The sequence below is a fragment of the Brevibacterium sp. 239c genome, assembly GCF_900169365.1.
Classification (GTDB): Bacteria; Actinomycetota; Actinomycetes; order Actinomycetales; family Brevibacteriaceae; genus Brevibacterium.
Genome location: NZ_FXZH01000028.1, coordinates 25,171 through 42,769 on the forward strand (window position 1 = coordinate 25,171; position 17,599 = coordinate 42,769).

The 17,599-nt window shown below is 57.6% G+C and carries 11 protein-coding genes and 1 pseudogene; 4 read left to right on the plus strand and 8 right to left on the minus strand.

The window, feature by feature from the left end; all coding sequences use genetic code 11:
- Positions 1-3: 3 nt before the first annotated feature.
- Positions 4-678 carry a cache domain-containing protein gene (locus tag BSP239C_RS18715; RefSeq protein ID WP_101574859.1) on the plus strand — a complete coding sequence of 225 codons (675 nt, stop codon included), beginning with the start codon at positions 4-6 and terminating at the stop codon, positions 676-678.
- A gap of 73 nt (positions 679-751) precedes the next feature.
- Here the strand turns inward: BSP239C_RS18715 and BSP239C_RS18720 are convergent, their stop codons facing one another.
- On the minus strand, positions 752-2,335 hold the full coding sequence (locus BSP239C_RS18720; protein WP_180959103.1) for a glycosyltransferase: 1,584 nt from the start codon (positions 2,333-2,335) through the stop codon (positions 752-754).
- Between the two features lie 684 nt (positions 2,336-3,019).
- A pseudogene (locus BSP239C_RS18725) lies at positions 3,020-4,000 on the minus strand (ABC transporter ATP-binding protein).
- A gap of 347 nt (positions 4,001-4,347) precedes the next feature.
- Here BSP239C_RS18725 and BSP239C_RS18730 point away from each other — a divergent pair.
- The gene (locus BSP239C_RS18730) at positions 4,348-5,754 is read left to right on the plus strand and encodes a polysaccharide pyruvyl transferase family protein (protein ID WP_101574861.1); all 1,407 of its coding nucleotides are present in this window, start codon (positions 4,348-4,350) and stop codon (positions 5,752-5,754) included.
- A 154-nt stretch (positions 5,755-5,908) separates the two neighbouring features.
- Here the strand turns inward: BSP239C_RS18730 and BSP239C_RS18735 are convergent, their stop codons facing one another.
- From BSP239C_RS18735 to BSP239C_RS18755, 5 genes are read right to left on the minus strand one after another with little or no spacing between them, the layout of a single operon-like run.
- Complete coding sequence (locus tag BSP239C_RS18735; RefSeq protein ID WP_101574862.1) at positions 5,909-7,684, minus strand: ABC transporter ATP-binding protein; 1,776 nt, start codon at positions 7,682-7,684, stop codon at positions 5,909-5,911.
- Positions 7,684-8,601: an ABC transporter permease gene (locus BSP239C_RS18740; RefSeq protein WP_219618930.1), complete on the minus strand. Its 918-nt coding sequence runs from the start codon at positions 8,599-8,601 to the stop codon at positions 7,684-7,686. Before BSP239C_RS18740 ends, BSP239C_RS18735 begins: the two co-directional genes overlap by 1 nt.
- Positions 8,598-9,551 (minus strand): ABC transporter permease, encoded by a 954-nt coding sequence (locus tag BSP239C_RS18745; RefSeq protein ID WP_101574863.1) that lies wholly within the window; start codon positions 9,549-9,551, stop codon positions 8,598-8,600. The genes BSP239C_RS18740 and BSP239C_RS18745 overlap by 4 nt, the downstream gene beginning before the upstream one ends.
- Before the next feature lies 1 nt (position 9,552).
- Positions 9,553-11,103, minus strand: coding sequence for an ABC transporter substrate-binding protein (locus tag BSP239C_RS18750; protein ID WP_101574864.1), 1,551 nt, complete (start codon positions 11,101-11,103; stop codon positions 9,553-9,555).
- A complete protein-coding gene (locus tag BSP239C_RS18755) occupies positions 11,100-12,191 on the minus strand; it encodes a TetR family transcriptional regulator C-terminal domain-containing protein (protein WP_257930289.1) in 1,092 nt (363 codons plus the stop codon). The genes BSP239C_RS18750 and BSP239C_RS18755 overlap by 4 nt, the downstream gene beginning before the upstream one ends.
- A 230-nt stretch (positions 12,192-12,421) precedes the next feature.
- On the opposite strand from BSP239C_RS18755, the gene BSP239C_RS18760 reads away from it, so the two are divergent.
- Both BSP239C_RS18760 and BSP239C_RS18765 read left to right on the plus strand, forming a co-directional pair.
- Positions 12,422-14,209, plus strand: coding sequence for a polysaccharide pyruvyl transferase family protein (locus BSP239C_RS18760; protein ID WP_101574865.1), 1,788 nt, complete (start codon positions 12,422-12,424; stop codon positions 14,207-14,209).
- 18 nt (positions 14,210-14,227) lie between these two features.
- On the plus strand, positions 14,228-16,147 hold the full coding sequence (locus BSP239C_RS18765) for a CDP-glycerol glycerophosphotransferase family protein (protein ID WP_101574866.1): 1,920 nt from the start codon (positions 14,228-14,230) through the stop codon (positions 16,145-16,147).
- A 136-nt stretch (positions 16,148-16,283) separates the two neighbouring features.
- On the opposite strand, the gene BSP239C_RS18770 is transcribed toward BSP239C_RS18765, so the two are convergent.
- Entirely contained in the window at positions 16,284-17,471 is a 1,188-nt protein-coding gene (locus BSP239C_RS18770) for a polysaccharide pyruvyl transferase family protein (protein ID WP_101574867.1), read from the minus strand.
- Positions 17,472-17,599 lie beyond the last annotated feature (128 nt).

Genomic DNA, 17,599 nt, shown 5'->3' on the forward strand with positions numbered 1-17,599 from the left:
GAGATGACAAGGCTCTTTGATGTCATCATCGCTTGGCATGCTCAAGTTCCAGAGACGATCGAGAGAATCTCAAGCGTCGCAATCGCAGCGATATCCGCCGATTCTCGGACACTGGAAGCACAGATGGAGAAGGTTGTCTTCGACATCCTCAACTCCACAAGCAAATTCGCCGGCGCGGGCATCGTCAGCGTCCATCCCACGGTGCTGGCCCGATCGCGGTCCCTGCTGTGGTGGGTGACGCAACGCGAGAACGGTCATGTGGATCCGCTGCCTCTCGACGCCGATCTGACCGAGCTCGGCACATATCAGGCCGGACTCGAGGACATCGAATGGTACCGGGTGCCGGCAGCCACCGGCCGGCCTCATATGACGGGGCCCTTCGTCGATTACATGTGCACGGACCAGTTCGCGTTCACCTTCACCGTGCCATTGGAGATCTCCGGTGAGTTCTACGGGGTCGCAGGCATCGACATGACGGTCCGCAGCCTCGAGGAGCAGATCGAATCGCTGCTCGAAGACCTCAGCCCCGACGCGATCCTGCTCTCCAACACCGACCTCGTCGCCATCAGCCTCGATCCACAGTTCGCCACGGGCAGCCGGCTCAAATCCGAGCAGCTTGAGGCCTACGACCTCACGCTCGTGCCCGGAACTTTACTGTCGATCGCAGCCCCTCGCTGAGGACGTCCTCCCAGAAGGGCCGATTCCCTAGAAGTACCGGTACCAATAGTTGACGCTCGAGAGGCTAGTCAGCTCAAAAGTCCCTGCGAATCGGCTTACGAAGGCTGAGGTATCCGCCTTTAGTCTCATAAGCTTCTAGCACAGCAGGCAATTTGAACGCCGCCAAGTCAACTCCCGCTGCTTTGAGACGAAACTCGCGGACTGTTACCCCATCATTGATACGCACAAAGGTATCCATGATCTCTCGCGGCGCACGGTTTAATTGCGAAGTCGGTATGGGAAACTTCATGACCAATGTTTGCTGTCGGCGTAGGAAACCGTGTCGCCTTATTCGTAGGAAGCCGGGGACGCGGATACGCAAAGTGCTCCCCCTGCCACGAAACGACAAGAACACTTTCGCACCTGGCAGGTCGGCAGATTTGATCCGTGAATCGATACACAACTCGACGTCAAGCGATGGGGTCGCTGCTGGCGGGCCATTTGAACCATCAAGCGGAGTGATAGACGCTATCTGAAGCTCCCGCTGGGCTATTGCGGACTTCGCTGTGTTGTCTTTGCGGTTCCGTGTAGCGTCAATCACGCGGGCCCACGTTTGAGCAATCTCCCGACTGCCGTAGTCGCTCGCTCGGTTCCTCGCGGCGTCCCGCATCTTCTCTAGATCCAGGTCGCTCATTGTTCGCAGTTTTCGCACACAGTCTGCAATCGCGCGAATATCTCCGAAAGGCACTAGGAATCCATCGACTCCGTCCGTGATGATCTCGCTCGGCCCATAGGGGACGTCGTAGACAATCGGTATGCAACCGCACGCCATACTTTCAACAATGGACAGGCCGAAGGCCTCCTGGTTTGTAGGAAGTACTGAGAATGATGCCCGTTTGAACTCATCATAGACGTCGTTCGTGTACCCGAGGAGTTTGATCTGATCATCCACTTCGTGTTCGTCGATGAGGCGCTCCAGCCTCGGCCGATCAGTGCCAGTTCCGAAAATCGACAACATGGTGGGGAGCTCGTGTGCAGACCCCTCAGCGTTGGCCATGAGGACAGCATCGATTGCGTGATCTACGTTCTTCTCGCGGACAAGACGACTAATAACAACGCCTGAGTCCTTTCGATGCTCCTCTTCTGACGAAGCACCAACCGCAGGCTCGATAATGTTTCCGATGGACCACATGTTTGCGGACTCGCCTATGAGGTCTGCAACGGCACTAATCTGGCCCGCCGACGGGAAGACATTGGCATCGAACACATCAGCCCGTTCCATCGATACCATGTGCCTTTTCGAAAGAACTCCGAACCCAACTTTCGACTGTGCAGCCGAATGGTTACTGTGGTAGCACTTTATGAGGATGCTGTTTGGAGCAATATAGCCGTTCTGAGCAATCGAATTGGCCATAGCCGGGTGGTCGACCACTATGACGGAATTCTCTCGCCCCAATCCCTTCGTCAAGAGCCATGCAAACATATCCGTCACGTTGTTCCACGATTTCAGGATCTGCTGGTCGGGAGCTAAAAGCGCTACCTTCCTTCGGAGTGCCGACCCCTCTTCCATCCGAATATCGCTGACAAATCGAGTTCCGTCCTCTCTGCGGTAGTCGATGGATTCGATTTCCTCAGAGTCTCCGCAATACTGCGTCATACGCTGAAGACCGCTGTCCATGACTCCGTTAGGCTCTGAACTTCCGCTCGGCTGCCCTAAAGGCTTGCCTCCGTACCACTCTTGAAATAGCTCAGCGGATGGTTCTCGAGTGAGTTCCGACAGGATGTTCCACAAATTTTGAACGCGTACCTCCGGAGCTAATCTTCCAGATTCACGAAGAGACGCTTCGAAGCAGGTCAGTTCCGGCTGAAATCCATACGTAAGTAAGTCGACAGGCATTCCATAGTAGTCGGCGAATGCGCTTGCTCGACGAAGCATCGCCTGCATCCCCCCACCCGCCTGGTCGCTGAGAGTATGCCGAATCAGATAGTGGTGTTCAGGCAGAAAGTGACCGGTCTCAGAAACAAGCATTCGAACCTACCTTGAACGAGGAGCCCGAAGGCGATCGCCATGCGCGCAAGGCATAGTCATCGACCACCGCGTTCCACTGACGCCCCGCAGGTTGTTGTGCAGAAACACGCATTCCCCAGCCCCTAAATTACGCACTCGAATCCGATTAAAAATCGCTTCTTAAGTTTATCAGTGAGGTTTCTGCACTCTTGCGCACCACGCCTGCTTGGAAATACATTAAGGGCTGGCAGCCCGGTCATCCAGAGCCCGAGGAAACTCACAAAGCAGGCCCGCGAACAATCGACAGTACTTCTCATACTTCAACCGGAAAATTGTTGGCTTGCGGCATGAACTTTACAGTCGCTTGCCGCTCTGCATCTGGCGGACCTGACGGAACGCACCCGATGCTGATGCCGCAGGCTGTTCGTCTGTACTCATCGCCGACTGTTGGCTATACCAAGCCTCCGCCTCAGCACTTCGGTACGTCGGCGATGAGCGTGCGGGTGTATTCGTGCTTCGGGTTCTCCAGCACCTCGGCGGTGAGGCCGTAGTCGACGATCGAGCCCTTGTGAGCACTGCAAGGTTGTCAGCGATATGGCGTGAGAGCGCAATATTGTGCGTGACGAAGAGCATCGCCAACTGGTGTTCCTTCCGCAGTGTGCGCAGCAGCCCGATGATCGAGGCCTGCACACTCACATCGAGTGCCGAGGTGATCTCGTCACAGACCAACACCGATGGATGGTTGACCAGTGCGCGGACGATCACGGCTCTCTGCCGCTCACCACCGGACAGGTCGCCGGGTCGGCGGTGGTAGAAGCTGCGCCCCTACCGCACCGAGTCCAAGGCCTCTTCGACCTGCGCCTTCCGGGTCGTAGCGGTGCCCGCACCGCTCATCTCCAGCGGCACGGTCAGTGACTGGCCGATGGACCTACACGGGTTGAGTGAGGAGAACGGCGACTGGAAGACGTACTGGATGCCGACTCGCTGCTCGTTCGTCCGCTTCCTCATCGACTTCGCCAGCTCCGTTCCGCGCAATCGCACGGCAACGGAGTAGTCATCGTTAAGGCCGGCGATGCAGCGTGACAGGGTTGTCTTACCCGACCCTGACTCGCCCAGCAGCAGCGTGCAGTCTCCTGGTTCCAGAGTGAGGTTGATGCCGTCGAGGATCCGGGCCTTCCCGCAGGCCAGCGCCACGTCCGTGGTCTGCAGCAGTGGTGCCGTCGCCGAGGCGGCCGTGCCATCCGCAGAAGCCGTTCGACCCTGCGCTCCCGCAGCTTCAGTCGCACCCTTCGCCCCACCGGTGGAGACGAGAATGTGCGTGGCTTTGCAGGCCATTCCGCTGGCTATAAGAAGGGCTTTCCGACGGCGTCATGTTGACGGGTCAATGGTCGTTTGCCATCGTCCCGATTTTCGCTCGACAGGCCAGGAAGAGGCCATTGAGAATCACCTCGCAAGCCCGAACTCGGACTGCTTAACGGTGCCCCAGGAATCACGAGCGGCAGACACGCGGATTGAGTCCGCTCTCCGAACCGGTTCGATGAGGTAGGTGTGTCTTGATTTGGGTTGGATCTATTGCCGGTGCCCTGTTTATGCTCTCTAGTCCACTGATCAGCTAGACTCGCTCGCAACTCATCTAGAATCCTTCACTTCTGACTAGCAGATCACTTAAAGGTGTCCAACGCATGGCCTCGTCACTACGAATTGCAACAGTGTCCTATGTCGACGACAATTTCGGCGACAACCTCATTGGTACCAGTTTTCTCGCGTTGCTCGAAGTTGCTCTAGAGAACTATGGCCTTAGCTCCGACGACTACGAGCTCGTTCCGCTGTCGCTGAAGGGCTTCGACAAATCTCAACTCGAACGCTGTGATGCCATCTTCTTTTGCGGCGGTGGGCTCTTCGGTCAGTCATATCTTGGATTCTACGAGTATATGGACCAGATCACCGCCACAGCCGACGAGCGTGGGATTCCCGTGGTGTTCTCCTCGATGGGCTTGAACAACATGGGTGCCGACGATGGTCGAGTCGACGCTATAGCCAAGATCGTGAACAAGCAATGTGTCCGAGCTCTGTCTGTTCGCGAGAATCTACCTCTTTTCCAGGAAGTAACCAAGGATGCAACATTCGAGGTGCGACAGGTTGCGGATCCGGCAACTTGGACCAAGTTTGTCTATGGAATGACTGACGTCGTTCCCGATGGCACGATCGGGATCAATGTAGTCCGCGGCGGATTGTTCAAGGCTAACCAGCGCGACTGGGGACTCTCGCAGGAAATGTCGTACCTGGCCGACCTTGTCACTCTCGCAGATTCTCACGGCATGACCCCCAAGCTGTACACGAATGGGAGCTTGGGAGACAACAATACTTTGCGATTCTTCGCCGAGAAACACGGTCTCTCAGATGAGCAAATCATCCTCCCGCAAACGACCCGAGAGGTTGTCCAGGCGATCGCGGCCCGATCAAAAATTGCATCCATACGTATGCATTCCTCGATCATCTCCTACTCATTTGGCATTCCTACTGTCGCTCTGGAGTGGAATGACAAGCTTCCCCATTTCTACGAGGCAATAGGACACCCGGAGCGCGTGCTTCCATTCGATAAGTGGGATGCTGAACATACATTCCAGATCCTCGATCAGGCAAGGTCGGCGCCCGAAGATAACCCCAAGTACACGGCCTATCTGATGTCCACGTACGCCTACATACATGAGGCGTTAGGCGCCCATGTTCTCAATTCGAACGCCTGTGCACAAAGGTATGACTTCCAGTCAGTCGCGGACTCTCTGGTGGCTAGGTCGCAGATCCTTGATACGGATGAGTTCGACCTTCGCCGTAAACTGGGGAAAGCTGAGAGGGCCTACCTCAAGCAGTTCACATCAGGGCGCAAGAATCGCACGAAGTTGGGCACGCTCACAAAGAAGGTTGACTCCCTCTCATCAGAAGTGGAGTCACTTTCATCAGAAGTGGAGTCACTCACTCAGCGGAACGCAGAACTTCAGACAGAGATCAAGCGACGTTTTTCGACTCGACTCGCGGGGTATTTACGACGAGTAGCGCGTCGGTTATTCCGGCGCCGTACCGGCCGCTGATCGAACCCGACATGCACCCGGCACAGTTATCTGAGCCGAGTGAGGTACACCGGTGGTCCGGCGTAGCTGCGGGAGGGGCTGCCCTAGTCCAAGCATGAGCTATCCGACTGGGACTGTGCTGCGACGCCAGAACGCCGCGCAGCTCACAGACGCTTCAGAACTTCGGCACGTCCGCGATCAGCGTCCGCGTGTACTCGTGCGTGGGATTCTCCAGCACCGAGGCGGTCGGACCGTAATCGACGATGACTCCCTTGTTGAGCACCGCGAGGTTGTCGGCGATGTGACGTGAGAGCGCAATGTTGTGCGTGACAAAGAGCATCGCCAGGTGGTGCTCCTCGCGCAAAGTCCGCAACAGGCCGACGATCGAGGCTTGCACACTGACGTCGAGCGCTGAGGTGATCTCATCGCAGACGAGCACCGACGGCTGGTTGACCAGCGCTCTGGCGATCGCAGCCCTCTGCCGCTCACCGCCGGAGAGGTCTCCCGGCCGACGATGATAGAACGACCGGCCCAGACGCACAGCGTCCAAGGCCTCTTCGACCTGCGCCTTCCGACTTGCCGCCGTTCCCTCACCGCTCATCTCCAACGGCACCGTCAGCGATTGCCCGATCGAACGCCTGGGATTGAGCGAGGAGAACGGCGACTGGAACACGTACTGGATGCCCACACGCTGTTCGTTCGTGCGCTTGCGCGTCGACTTCGCGAGCTCCGTCCCGCGCAGACGCACTGCACCGGAGTAGTCGTCGTTGAGTCCGGCGATGCACCGTGAGAGCGTGGTCTTGCCCGATCCGGACTCCCCCAGCAGCAGCGTGCAGTCGCCAGGTTCCAAGACCATGTTGATCCCGTCAAGGATCTGCGCCTTCCCGTAGGCCAAGGCCACATCGGTGACCTGCAGAAGCGGAGCATCAATCGCACCGGCCGCAGTTGCGGAGCCCTTCGCCGAGGCGGCCGAACCACCCGAACCGCCCGAGTTCGATGACCCCGACGAGTCCGCGGACTGCCCCGTCGACATGAGGATATGCGTCGCTGCAGGCTCCGGTTCGGGGTCCTCGGCGGCGCCTTCGCCGATGGTCTTGCGCCCGTCAAGGTCGGGCACGGCAGCCATGAGCATCTTCGTGTACTCGTGCTGAGGTTTCTCGAGCACAGAGGCGACCGGTCCCTCTTCGACGAGGTCACCGCGCAGCATCACGGCCACCCGGTCGGAGATGTCCTTGATCACCGCGAGGTCGTGGGTGATGTAGAGGCCGGCGACATTGTTCGCCACCGTCATCTGGCGGATCGTCTCAAGGACGACGGCCTGCGTGGACACATCGAGGCCGGTGGTGGGTTCGTCGAGGATGAGCACATCGGGATACATGGCGAAGGCCATGGCAATGCCGATGCGCTGCTGCTGACCGCCGGAGAGTTGGTGTGGCCAACGCTTCTGATAGGCCTTGTCTCCGGGGAGACCGACATCGACGAGTACAGCTGCCACTCGTTCGGTGCGTTCGGCGTCGGAGGCACCGAACTGGTGGATGTCGAGGACCTCACGGATCTGCTCCCCCACCCGCATCGCAGGGTTCAATGAGAGCGCGGGATCCTGCGGGATGTAGGCGATACGGGACCCGCGCAGGGACCGCACAGCCACCTCGTCGAGTTCGACCACCTCGACGGCGGTGTCATCACCGCGGGGCCAGAGGCTCACGGACCCGGAGGCGAATTTCAGGCCTTCACGGAAGTGGCCCATGCAGGCCAGGCCGGCAGTGGTCTTACCCGACCCCGACTCCCCCACGAGGCCCAGGATCTCACCGCGGCTCAGTGCGAAGTTCACTCCGTGGAGGATCTCGTTGCCGGACGTCGTTGCGATCTTCAGATCGGAGACGCGCAGGACGATCTTCTCGTTCGGGACGTTGGCGTCATCGTGGTGGACGGTGGTTGTCTCGGTGGTCATCATGCCTCCACGGAAGTCGATGCGGTGGCTCTGGCGAAGGAGTCCGCGAGCAGGTTGGTGCCGATGGTGAGCAGGGCGATGGCGATCACCGGCAGCAGCACGCCCCAAGGTTGGATGCTCAGCGCAATCCGGTTCTCGTTGATCATCAGGCCCCAGTCAGCCGCGGGCGGCTGCAGGCCGAGACCCAGGAAGGACAGCGAGGCGATGTAGCCGATCGAGTAGGTCAGGCGCAGCCCGGCCTCAACGCTGAGCGGGCCGGTGATGTTGGGCAGCAGCTCACGCATCAGCACCTTCCACCGCGGCATCGCATACATCTCTGCTGCGAGGATGTAGTCCTCGGTGATGACGCCGAGGGTGGCCGACCTCGCGACGCGGGCGATGCGAGGTGCGTGAGTGATGCCGATGACGGTCACGAGCACCCACCCCTGCGGGCCAAGCACGGTGATCGCCAACAGCGCGAACACCAGCTGTGGGACGGCGAGGATGACATCGTTGAGGCGCATGATGATCGTGTCGAAGGCTCCACCTACATAGGCGGTGAGCATGCCGATGATCGCACCCAGAATCATGCCCAGGGCTGTGGCGAGCACCGAATAGATGATGAGGGTGAGCCCACCGGCGAAGAACCGGGAGAGCACATCGCGGCCCAGGTTGTCCGAGCCGAAGAGTCCGTGTGGGCTGAAGGGCTTCGCCACGAACTCGGTCGCGGTGTTGCCGGTGGCCCAGGGCAACAGCAGGGGGCCGCAGAAGGCTAGGAGGAGGACGATGATGGTCAGCGTCAGACCGATCTTGCCCTGCTTCTGTGCCAGCACACGTTTGAAGAACGGGGTGTAGGTGGTCTGTGATTCCTTAGGTACCTCACCACCGTCGACCGCTGCAGATTTGAGGTCGTCGAGGTTGTTCGTGTTCGTGCTCATGCTGCACTCCTCAGCTTCGGGTTGGTGAGGATGCCGACGACATCGGCCGCCAGGTTCACCACGACGTAGACAGCGGCGACGAGCATCGAGATCGCCTGTACGACCTGCACATCACGGTAGGTCACCGCGTCGATGAGCGCCTGGCCCAGACCCGGATAGCGGAACAGGAACTCGACGACGACCACGCCGCCGGCCAACCACGCCAACTGGATCGCCACGACCTGCGCCACGGGGCCCAGGGCATGAGGCACCGCATGGCGGAGGATCACACGGGTTTCGGGAACACCTTTGAGGCGAGCCATCTCCACGAAACCGGAATCGAGGACTTCGATCATCGTCGCTCGCATCATCCGCACGATATAAGGGGTGACGACGAGGATGAGGGTCACGGTGGGCAAGATCAGCTGCTCGGGTCGGCCCCACACAGGTTCGCCCGGTGGCGCCAGGGTCACCGCGGGCAGGATCTGGAAGACAGAAGTGGCGAAGATCGCGATCAGGCCGATGCCGATGACGAACTCGGGCATGGCCGCGAAGACGAGGCTGATGCCCGTCAGTGCCGAATCTCGGCGACCACCGCGGTGCAGAGCGGAGTAGACGCCCAAGCCGATGCCCAGCGGAACCGAGATGATTGCGGCCGCAGCCATCAGGATGAAGGAGTTGCCGATGCGATCGCTCAGCAACTGCGCCACCGAACCGCCGCTCGCGGTCGAGGTGCCGAAGTCACCGACGAAGAGGCCGCCCAGCCACGAGAAGTAGCGCTGCCAGGCGGGTTGGTTGAGGCCCAACTGTTCGTTGAGTGCGGCGATGCGTTCCGGAGTGGCCTGTTGGCCGAGGATGGCTCGGGCCGCGTCGCCGGGGAGGAGGAGTGTGGCGCCGAAGACGAGGAGGGAGACTGCGATGAGGATGAAGGCGGAGAAGATCAGCCTGCGTCCGATGACTTTTCCGAACATGTCACACCTTTCCAATCCATACGCGGTCGAACCGCCAACCGCCCAGGGGGCGTCCGGTGGAGTTCTTGACCAGCCCGCCGACGTACTTCTGGAAGGCATCGACCTGGTTGGCGAATCCCCAGATGATGTAGCCGCCTTCGTCGTAGAGCATCTTCTGCAGCTCGTGTTCGCCGTCGCGTCTCTTCTCAACCTTGGGAATGCCGCGGACCTTGTCGAAGATCTTGTTGAAGGCGGGGTCGTCCCAGTGGGTTTCGTTGAATGGTGACTCCTTCAGGGAACAGGAGATGACCTGCGGCAGGAAGTCTCGGGTGTACCAGAAGTCCTGGGCGAAGTCCCACTGCAGGTATTCGTCACCGAAGAACGTCGTCGCGTCGACCCTGCGGATCTTGACCCTGATGCCGGCCTCGGCGGCCTGCTGGGCGAAGACCTGCGCGGATTCGACGGCACCTGACTGGATGGGGGCGGTGACCAACTCGACGTCGAGACCATCGGGGAAGCCCGCCTCGGCGAGGAGCTTCTTGGCTTTGGGGATGTCCTGTTTGCGCTGCGGGAACTTGGGGTAGTTGGCGCCCAGCGGCCCGAACATGTCGTTGCCGAGAGTACCGAAACCGGAGAGGACCTGTTCGATCATCTGTTCCCGGTCGACGACGAGGCGGAAGGCCTGGCGCACCTTCACATCGTCGAAGGGTGCCTTGTCCACGCGCATGGTCAGGGGCAGCCACATGCCTGTTTCGGAGTTGAGGATGGCCATGCGCTCATCGGCGTCGATGACCTCGACCAGGGCCACCGGGATTTGTGCGATCGCGTCGACCTGGGTGGAGAGCAGGGCGTTGATGAGGGCATCTGAGTCGTTGAAGTTCAGCAGTTGAACCTCGTCGAGGTACATATTGTCGTAGTTGAAGTAGTGCTCATTGGGCACGATGACCGTCGACTGGGCCGGGGTGAACGACTTGAGCTTGAACGGCCCTGAGCACACCGGGTTCTTCGGGTCGTAATCAACCGGAACGATCGCCGCGGTGTATTCTGCCACGGCGTCCTTGAACAGACCGTTGGCTTCACTGAGATGGAACTCCACGGTGCGCTCATCCTTGGCGACGACCTTGTCGAGCATGGAGAAGTTCGCGGCCGCGGTCTTGGGATCATCTGGATCGGTGATCCTCTTGAAGGTGAAGATCACGTCCTCGGGGGTGATCGGTTTGCCGTTGGAGAACTTGATGCCCTTCTTCAAGGTGCACGTCCACACGGTGGCGTCCGGGTTGGACACAAAGGACTCGGCAAGCAGTGGAACAACCTTGGAATCGTCGTCCCACCCGTAGAGCGCGTTGTACAGGTTCACCGCACGGCAGACGTCGCCGCTGTTGACGGGGATGTGGGCGTCGACGGTGTCAGCGGAGTTGCCACCGGTGACTCCTACGCGCAGGCTTCCGCCCTTGACTGGTTTCCCTGCGTCGGCGGCACCGACGGTGCTGCCGCCGCCACAGGCACTCAAGCCTGCGAGCGCGGATATCGAGAGCCCCGCCCCCAGCGCTTGTCTTCGATTCGGTGTGCTCATGTGCCTTCTTCCTGCGGGTGCGGTACGGCTCGGTCAATTGTCTGGGCGCCATGTGGGTCCGCTGCGGCCAGAACCTGGTCACGTCCGGTGGCCGCGATGTGTTCGCTGAGATAGTCATCGAGCATCTGCAGCGCTTCGGCATCGGTGATGTCCATCTGGCCGGTGCTGCGGGCGATGCCGAGCCCGTCAATGAAGATGCTCAGGCCCTTGGCCATGAGGATGGTGTCACCGGTGCGGATCGTTCCGACCTTCTGGCCGGCGAGGACGACGGAGGCGAACATCTCGAACCATTCCGAGTACACCTCGGTGAGGGTGGCTCGGGCGTGCTCGTCGACGGCGGCTCGTGCCCAGCTTTGGACCCAGATGGACCAGACGCGTCGGATCGTGTCGCTGACTCCGGCGTGGACGCGAGCGAATTCGCGCAGAGTCTTCAAGGGATCGCCAGGGTCTGTCAGCCCGCGGATACCCGAGAGGACGTCGAGGGTGAAGCGCAGTGTCGCCTGCAGCAGCTGCGCCTTTGATCGGAAGTGATAGTTGACCGCCGAGGTGCTCAGGCCACTCGCCTGCGCGACGTCTTCCGTACGCACATTGTCGACGCCCAGGTCGGCGTAGAGCTCCCAGGCGGCGGCGACGATCTTGTGTCGATTGCGTTTGCCCTTCGACATCCACTCCCCTGCCGCGTGATTCGCCGGGTTAGGCAGTGTCTCGGGCAGATCAAACGAGTCGGCGGCGTGTGCAGACCCGGATTGCGCACCCGGTCCCCCGCTGGCGCGCGTTCGGGAGTCAGCACTGGCCCGCTCGTCTCCTGTGTCGCGGTGGAAGTGTGGAACAGTGCGTCGCCGAGGCGGTTGGGCCGATCGCCCGGTCGTGAGCCAATCAGTACTGACGTTGGTCAGAGAGGCGATGCTCGAAATCTCCTCGACCCGAAAGTTACGCGTTCCCGCCAGGGACTTGGAGAGTTTGCTTGGTTCGATGCCGATGCTTCGGGCGACTTCACTGTGGTTGATGCCAGCAGATTTGATGGCGTCACGAACGCGGCTCACCAGGGAGTCCTGGCTGTTGCCTGCACCATTGCTCGTCTCAACCACCACTACATTCTGCACAGTTGTTGCGATTATGGCAATGGTTACTAGTGAGTTTGTTAGTTTTTCGTGATGTTGGCGGAACCCCCGGGTAATTCTCGGCTCAGCAAAATTGCGCGGGCCCATCCATGCCTAGAGGCTCATTCCCATGCACTTTGGATTTCGATGTGGCATTCCGACATTCTGGATGTGCCCCCATATAAGCTGATGGTTCAGTTGAAGCAATCTCGTGATCCATGAAAATAGGCCTCATCGGGATCAACCGTTACGCGAACTACCTCAATTTCGCCTGCAACTTGCATGCCTATGCGTTCCAGCAGTACCTGACGAACAAGGACTATGACTCGACGTTCATCGATTGCAAGCCAATCACATTTGATGGGATGGATCTCCGGGAACCGGCAAAATTCACTGAAGCCAAGTACCGAACAGCCATCGCGGCCAATGCAAGCACACCCGCCGCCGTCAAAGACAGGAACACCGCCGCGAGAAAATGGGCTGAGCTGGCGATGGGGTATCGAGCGCTCACCGAAGAACGCAAGCTCCGGTACGACAAATTTGAATCATTCATTTCTCAACACCTGGGCTTCACTGAAGAAGAATACGGCTCAGACTTACTTGAGATCGAAGACCCTGGAATGGACTGTCACATCTGCGTGACAGATGACATCTGGCAACCATGGACGCCCGACTATTCATTCGATCGCGGTTTCATGCTCGGCAGCAAAGCGTTCGAGGGAAAGCCTAAGATCGCTTATGCACCAAGCAGGGGCGCGAAGCCTGGCTTTGAACCAGAGTTATCCAACGCCTTCTTCGAGTACCTCGAAGACATTGAGTCAATGAGTGCTCGAGAACGAGACTTCGGTCAGTCCATTGAAGAGAACACTGGAAGAACCATACCGACAGTCATCGATCCAGTGCTATTGCACGGGCAAGATTCCTGGAGGAAGATCGCGGTCCCACCTAACGAACAACGGTATCTACTCCTCTACTACGTGATGGAGCGGTCGACAGACACCGTCGCAAAGGCAGTCGAGTACGCCAAAGCCAACGATCTCACCATCGTGGAACTTTCCGACCGCCCAATGAGATATGGGAAAGTCACTGACCCCGGTGTCAAACATGTTCCCCGCTACGACGTCTCAGCCGAAGAGTGGCTCGGCAACATTTCTCATGCTGATGCTGTATTCACAAATTCGTTTCCTGGCTGTTGCTTCTCGCTGATCTTTGAGAAGCTCTTCTTCGTTGGCAAACGCAACGGCAACAAGGCGCCAAACTTTCTCCCTGAGTTCGATCTCACGAATCAACAATTCGCACCCGACGACGACGTTGCAGACTTCTCCAAGTCGATCGAGTGCTCTCAAGCCCAGGCGCGCGTGCTGGACTTTCGATCACAATCGGAGGAGTTTCTCCCAACGGCGCTGCAACAAGCAGAAGAATCCTCCGACGCTTCGTCAGAAGTAGCCAGCAGGAAGCACACTGCCCGACAGCGAGAAATCACCTACCCTGCGCTCTTCCCCAGTGGAGCCCTCGCCAATAACAATGAAGTAACTTCAGTCAGTGTCACCGATTCAGATTCGCAAGCACTCAAAGTCAAGAAACTACGGAGCGGATCAATCGAATATTCCACTCCATGGGTGGGGTATACCAACACCGGCCTCGAGCGCATTGCTCCTAACAAGTTTCAGACTCCGACACATCATCTCGCTGGTTGGACCCTGAGGTTCCGTGTCGACAAGCGATGGTTCTGGTATCTAAGCGATAAGACTCTGGCAGAAAGAGACACCAAGGCGAGCCACTTGGACCCTCGCAAGATGGTGTTCGAAGACGGAGCGCCGATCCCGCATCTCCCCGTCAATGCCATTTCTGCCGTAGTCTTCGTTGCCAAGTGGCGAAACATTGAGCCCCAACAAGCGCGGCAGCCGGTGAAAGGAAGAATTGCCAAGCTCAAGAACAGGTTCGCTTCCAAGCAACATCGGAATCTAGCGGTCTGCAACCCGTTATACTCGGGAAGGTTCGACTAGGCGAAAGGACTCCACCGAATGACCCAGGAAAAATCTCTACTTCACGGCGCTTTGAAGAGTGCAAATTTGAGCTCTGAGGTAGAGACCCATGAATTTTGGGAGAAGTCGCTCGGCAGAGGTGCCAAATCGACCGGTGTCCGACAACAGTATTTGGACGACAGCGCAAAGACGACGGTCAACAAAAACGTCATCTTCTATGAATCTATGTCTGGTGCCCGCATGGGCGACAACCCATACGGAATTTTTGAGTATCTCAGGGAACATCCAGAGCACGGCGAGTTCCTACACGTATGGTCTATAGACGCACAAGGCAGCATCCCAGCGGATTACATCGATTCCCCTAATGTAGTGTTCGCTCGCCGAAATACACGTTCCTACACCTATTTCATAGCGTCTGCTGGTTACGTGATCTGCAATGCAACTCTGCCAGCATTTTTTGCACGCCGAACGGACCAGAAATATCTGAACACGTGGCACGGCATCCCGTACAAGGCCCTCGGAAGAAACACGCCGAAGGCACGGTTCGGTTCACCGGGCGGCAATGCTACCTTCACGAAAGCAACACATATTCTCACACCTGGCCGTTTCACCACGGACAAGATCATCTCGGCATACTCCATGAAAGGAGTTTCCAACGCCACCATCGCTGAGATTGGATATCCCAGGGTTGATCGCACAATCAATGCCGATGCCGATTTTAAATTACGACTGCGTGAAATACTGGGCCTAAACTCCGACGGGGACTACCGACCTACTGTGCTCTATGCGCCAACTTGGCGCTCGGAGAAAGACAAAGATGTCGTGGACTCCGATCAACTTGTAGATGACTTAAAGACGATGGTGCGACCTGACATTCAGTTACTATATCGGGGCCACCACCGAATGGACCGTCTGATAAAGGATGCATCGGTCGGAGACGAACTCAGTGACGTGATTATCCCACCTCACGAGATCAGCTCTAATGACCTTCTATCTGTCGTTGACGTCCTCATAACCGACTTCTCCAGCATATTTTTTGATTTCCTCCCCACCGGCAAGCCGATCATTCACTATCTTTACGACCTCGACGAATATGCCCGCACACGCGGGATCAACCTCTCCAAAGACGAGCTGCCCGGCGCCGTCGCCGTCACCAGACAGGAGCTTGCAAGCACCATAGCGAATGTGTCCGCGGAGCTTATCCAGTACCGCCCGGAGCACGATTTTTCAGCCCAGCCGCTTCAGGGTGATAGATACAAATCGGCAACGGAACGTTTCTGTCCACACGATGATGGGCACGCTTCTAAACGAGCAGTAGAGTTCCTGCTTGAAGAAGAAGGCGCCTCGCGATTCGATACTCGATACGCTCATGACGAGCGACCAACTGCGGCATTCTGGGCTGGCGAACTGACACCTGGCCCACTAGCCAATAGTTTCCTTGAGTCACTCTTGAGTTCCGCAGCGTCCCCGCTCGAGCAGACAGTTCTGATCATTGAACGTCAATCACCAATCGACAAAGATTTCATGAAACGAATCAAGGGTTTCGGTGACGCCATCTCCACCTTCTCTTATGAAGCCGAGCAACCCGTGTTACTGCCGGATGATCGTGCGACATACAAAGAGTTCTGCACCCAGTACTATCTGAACTTCGAGGCTGCGAGAGCTCTGCTGGCAAAGAACGTAACACTAAGGAAGATATTCGCCTTCGAATATCGCAGACGACTAGACGACGCGACGTTCAACAGAGTCTTTCTCGCTGCGGGTTTGTCAAACAGCGAGTTGGCTCTCGCACACCTAGCGACCAAGGGGCCCGTCACTACTGCGAACCACTGGAGGGCACCTACTCCAGAGTTGCGAGCACCCTCGGCGAAGGTTGAGGCTTATCTTTTGCCGCATGGCACTCGACGACGAAAACTAGTGGCAAAAATGTATCGCCGGCTCCGCAGCAAGTTCCGCTGAATGAAGTCTCAAGAGCCGATGAAATCCAACTACCGCCGCAAGTCAAACTTCTCAAGTGCATGCCAGACGGTATGCCATCCACTCATTGGTGCAACTCGATACTAAGATTTTCTTCTCGGGAGTGGTGGCGCCGCCATTAGCGAATTGAATTGCTTAGCGCGCGCTTGATTCGCCGTCCAATTCGAAGAATTAACCCATCCTGAATCGATGGTCGCCACTGATTGGATTTGGATTTGTTCGCATAGAAGTCATAGGAACGCCGGAGTTTGCGCTGCACCTTCGCGCGATACTCGGGTAGCGAAGTCATTGGATACCGAGGAAGCGCGTCGTAGACCTCATTCAAAGAATATGGAACTGCTTCGCCGTCTGGCGTCAGAACATCCTTCAAACCATCGAACAAAGACTTGTACACGCTGTACAGGTAGCTACTGTCCTTCGTCACACCGTCGGCCAGCGCATTCTCCATGACCGCAACTACGTGGCGGGGCGACCAATTGTCAGAGGAAATAGCTCGATCGGCATATCCGATTTCTTTGTAGAATTCAGGTACTTTGAAGTTCCAAGAGAGACCAACCGAGGGGACCCCAAGAGCGAACGACGTTATGCTGGCATGCAGCCGATAAGCGATCACAGCATCGCATGCTCGCAGTTCCTCAATCAGTTCGTCGGGAGAATTCACCGTGAATCTCACGTTCTTGGCGGGCACCCCATGCTCACGCACTAACGAATCGAGGAAGATTTCATCTGTGAAATGCCCAGTGGTGAAAAGCCGATAGCCGTATTGGCGCTCACGCAATAGCTCAATCACACCCAGCCAGAACTGGCGCTGGTCGTCCTCCGAAAAGTCGATGCCATTGTCTGCAAAGATTCCAGCACGAGTGACCACAAGTCCAATCGTTGACTTGGTGCCCTTCGGGTTGCTCTCCGACTGTCCGACGATATTTTCGAACACCTTATCGGCAAATACCACTGGGTCAGCGACTAGACCTGTAGAAATTTGCGTTCCTGCAACGTATTTCGCTACTGAAGGCAAATCATCCCGGGTGGTTATCTGTTTAACAACGGGAAGGTTCAGAGCCTGCTTAAGTGCCTGAGAACGATAGTCGTCGTCGGAATAAGGCTCGACGCCGATGCTCGAAAATAGAGTCGGAACCTCATATTCTTGTGCCAGCTCCACCGTTCGAATAGTTCTACGATAGAAGGACTGATACCTGTAATTGAAGAGAGGGGCTCCTCCGAAGACCAAAATGTCAGCTTTTGAAATCGCTTTTCGAGCCGATTTCAGTAGCGACTCGTCACCAGTCTTTATGTATTTTTTGCTGATGTGATTGGGCCCCTGTTAGCAGTCCAGCGGCTATGCGATAGCTAATTGGTTCTCTGCACTCCAGCGTTCCCAGCATCTCGACGGTGTTAATCCGTCGAGGGATCCGTGGGGCCGTTCATGATTATAGA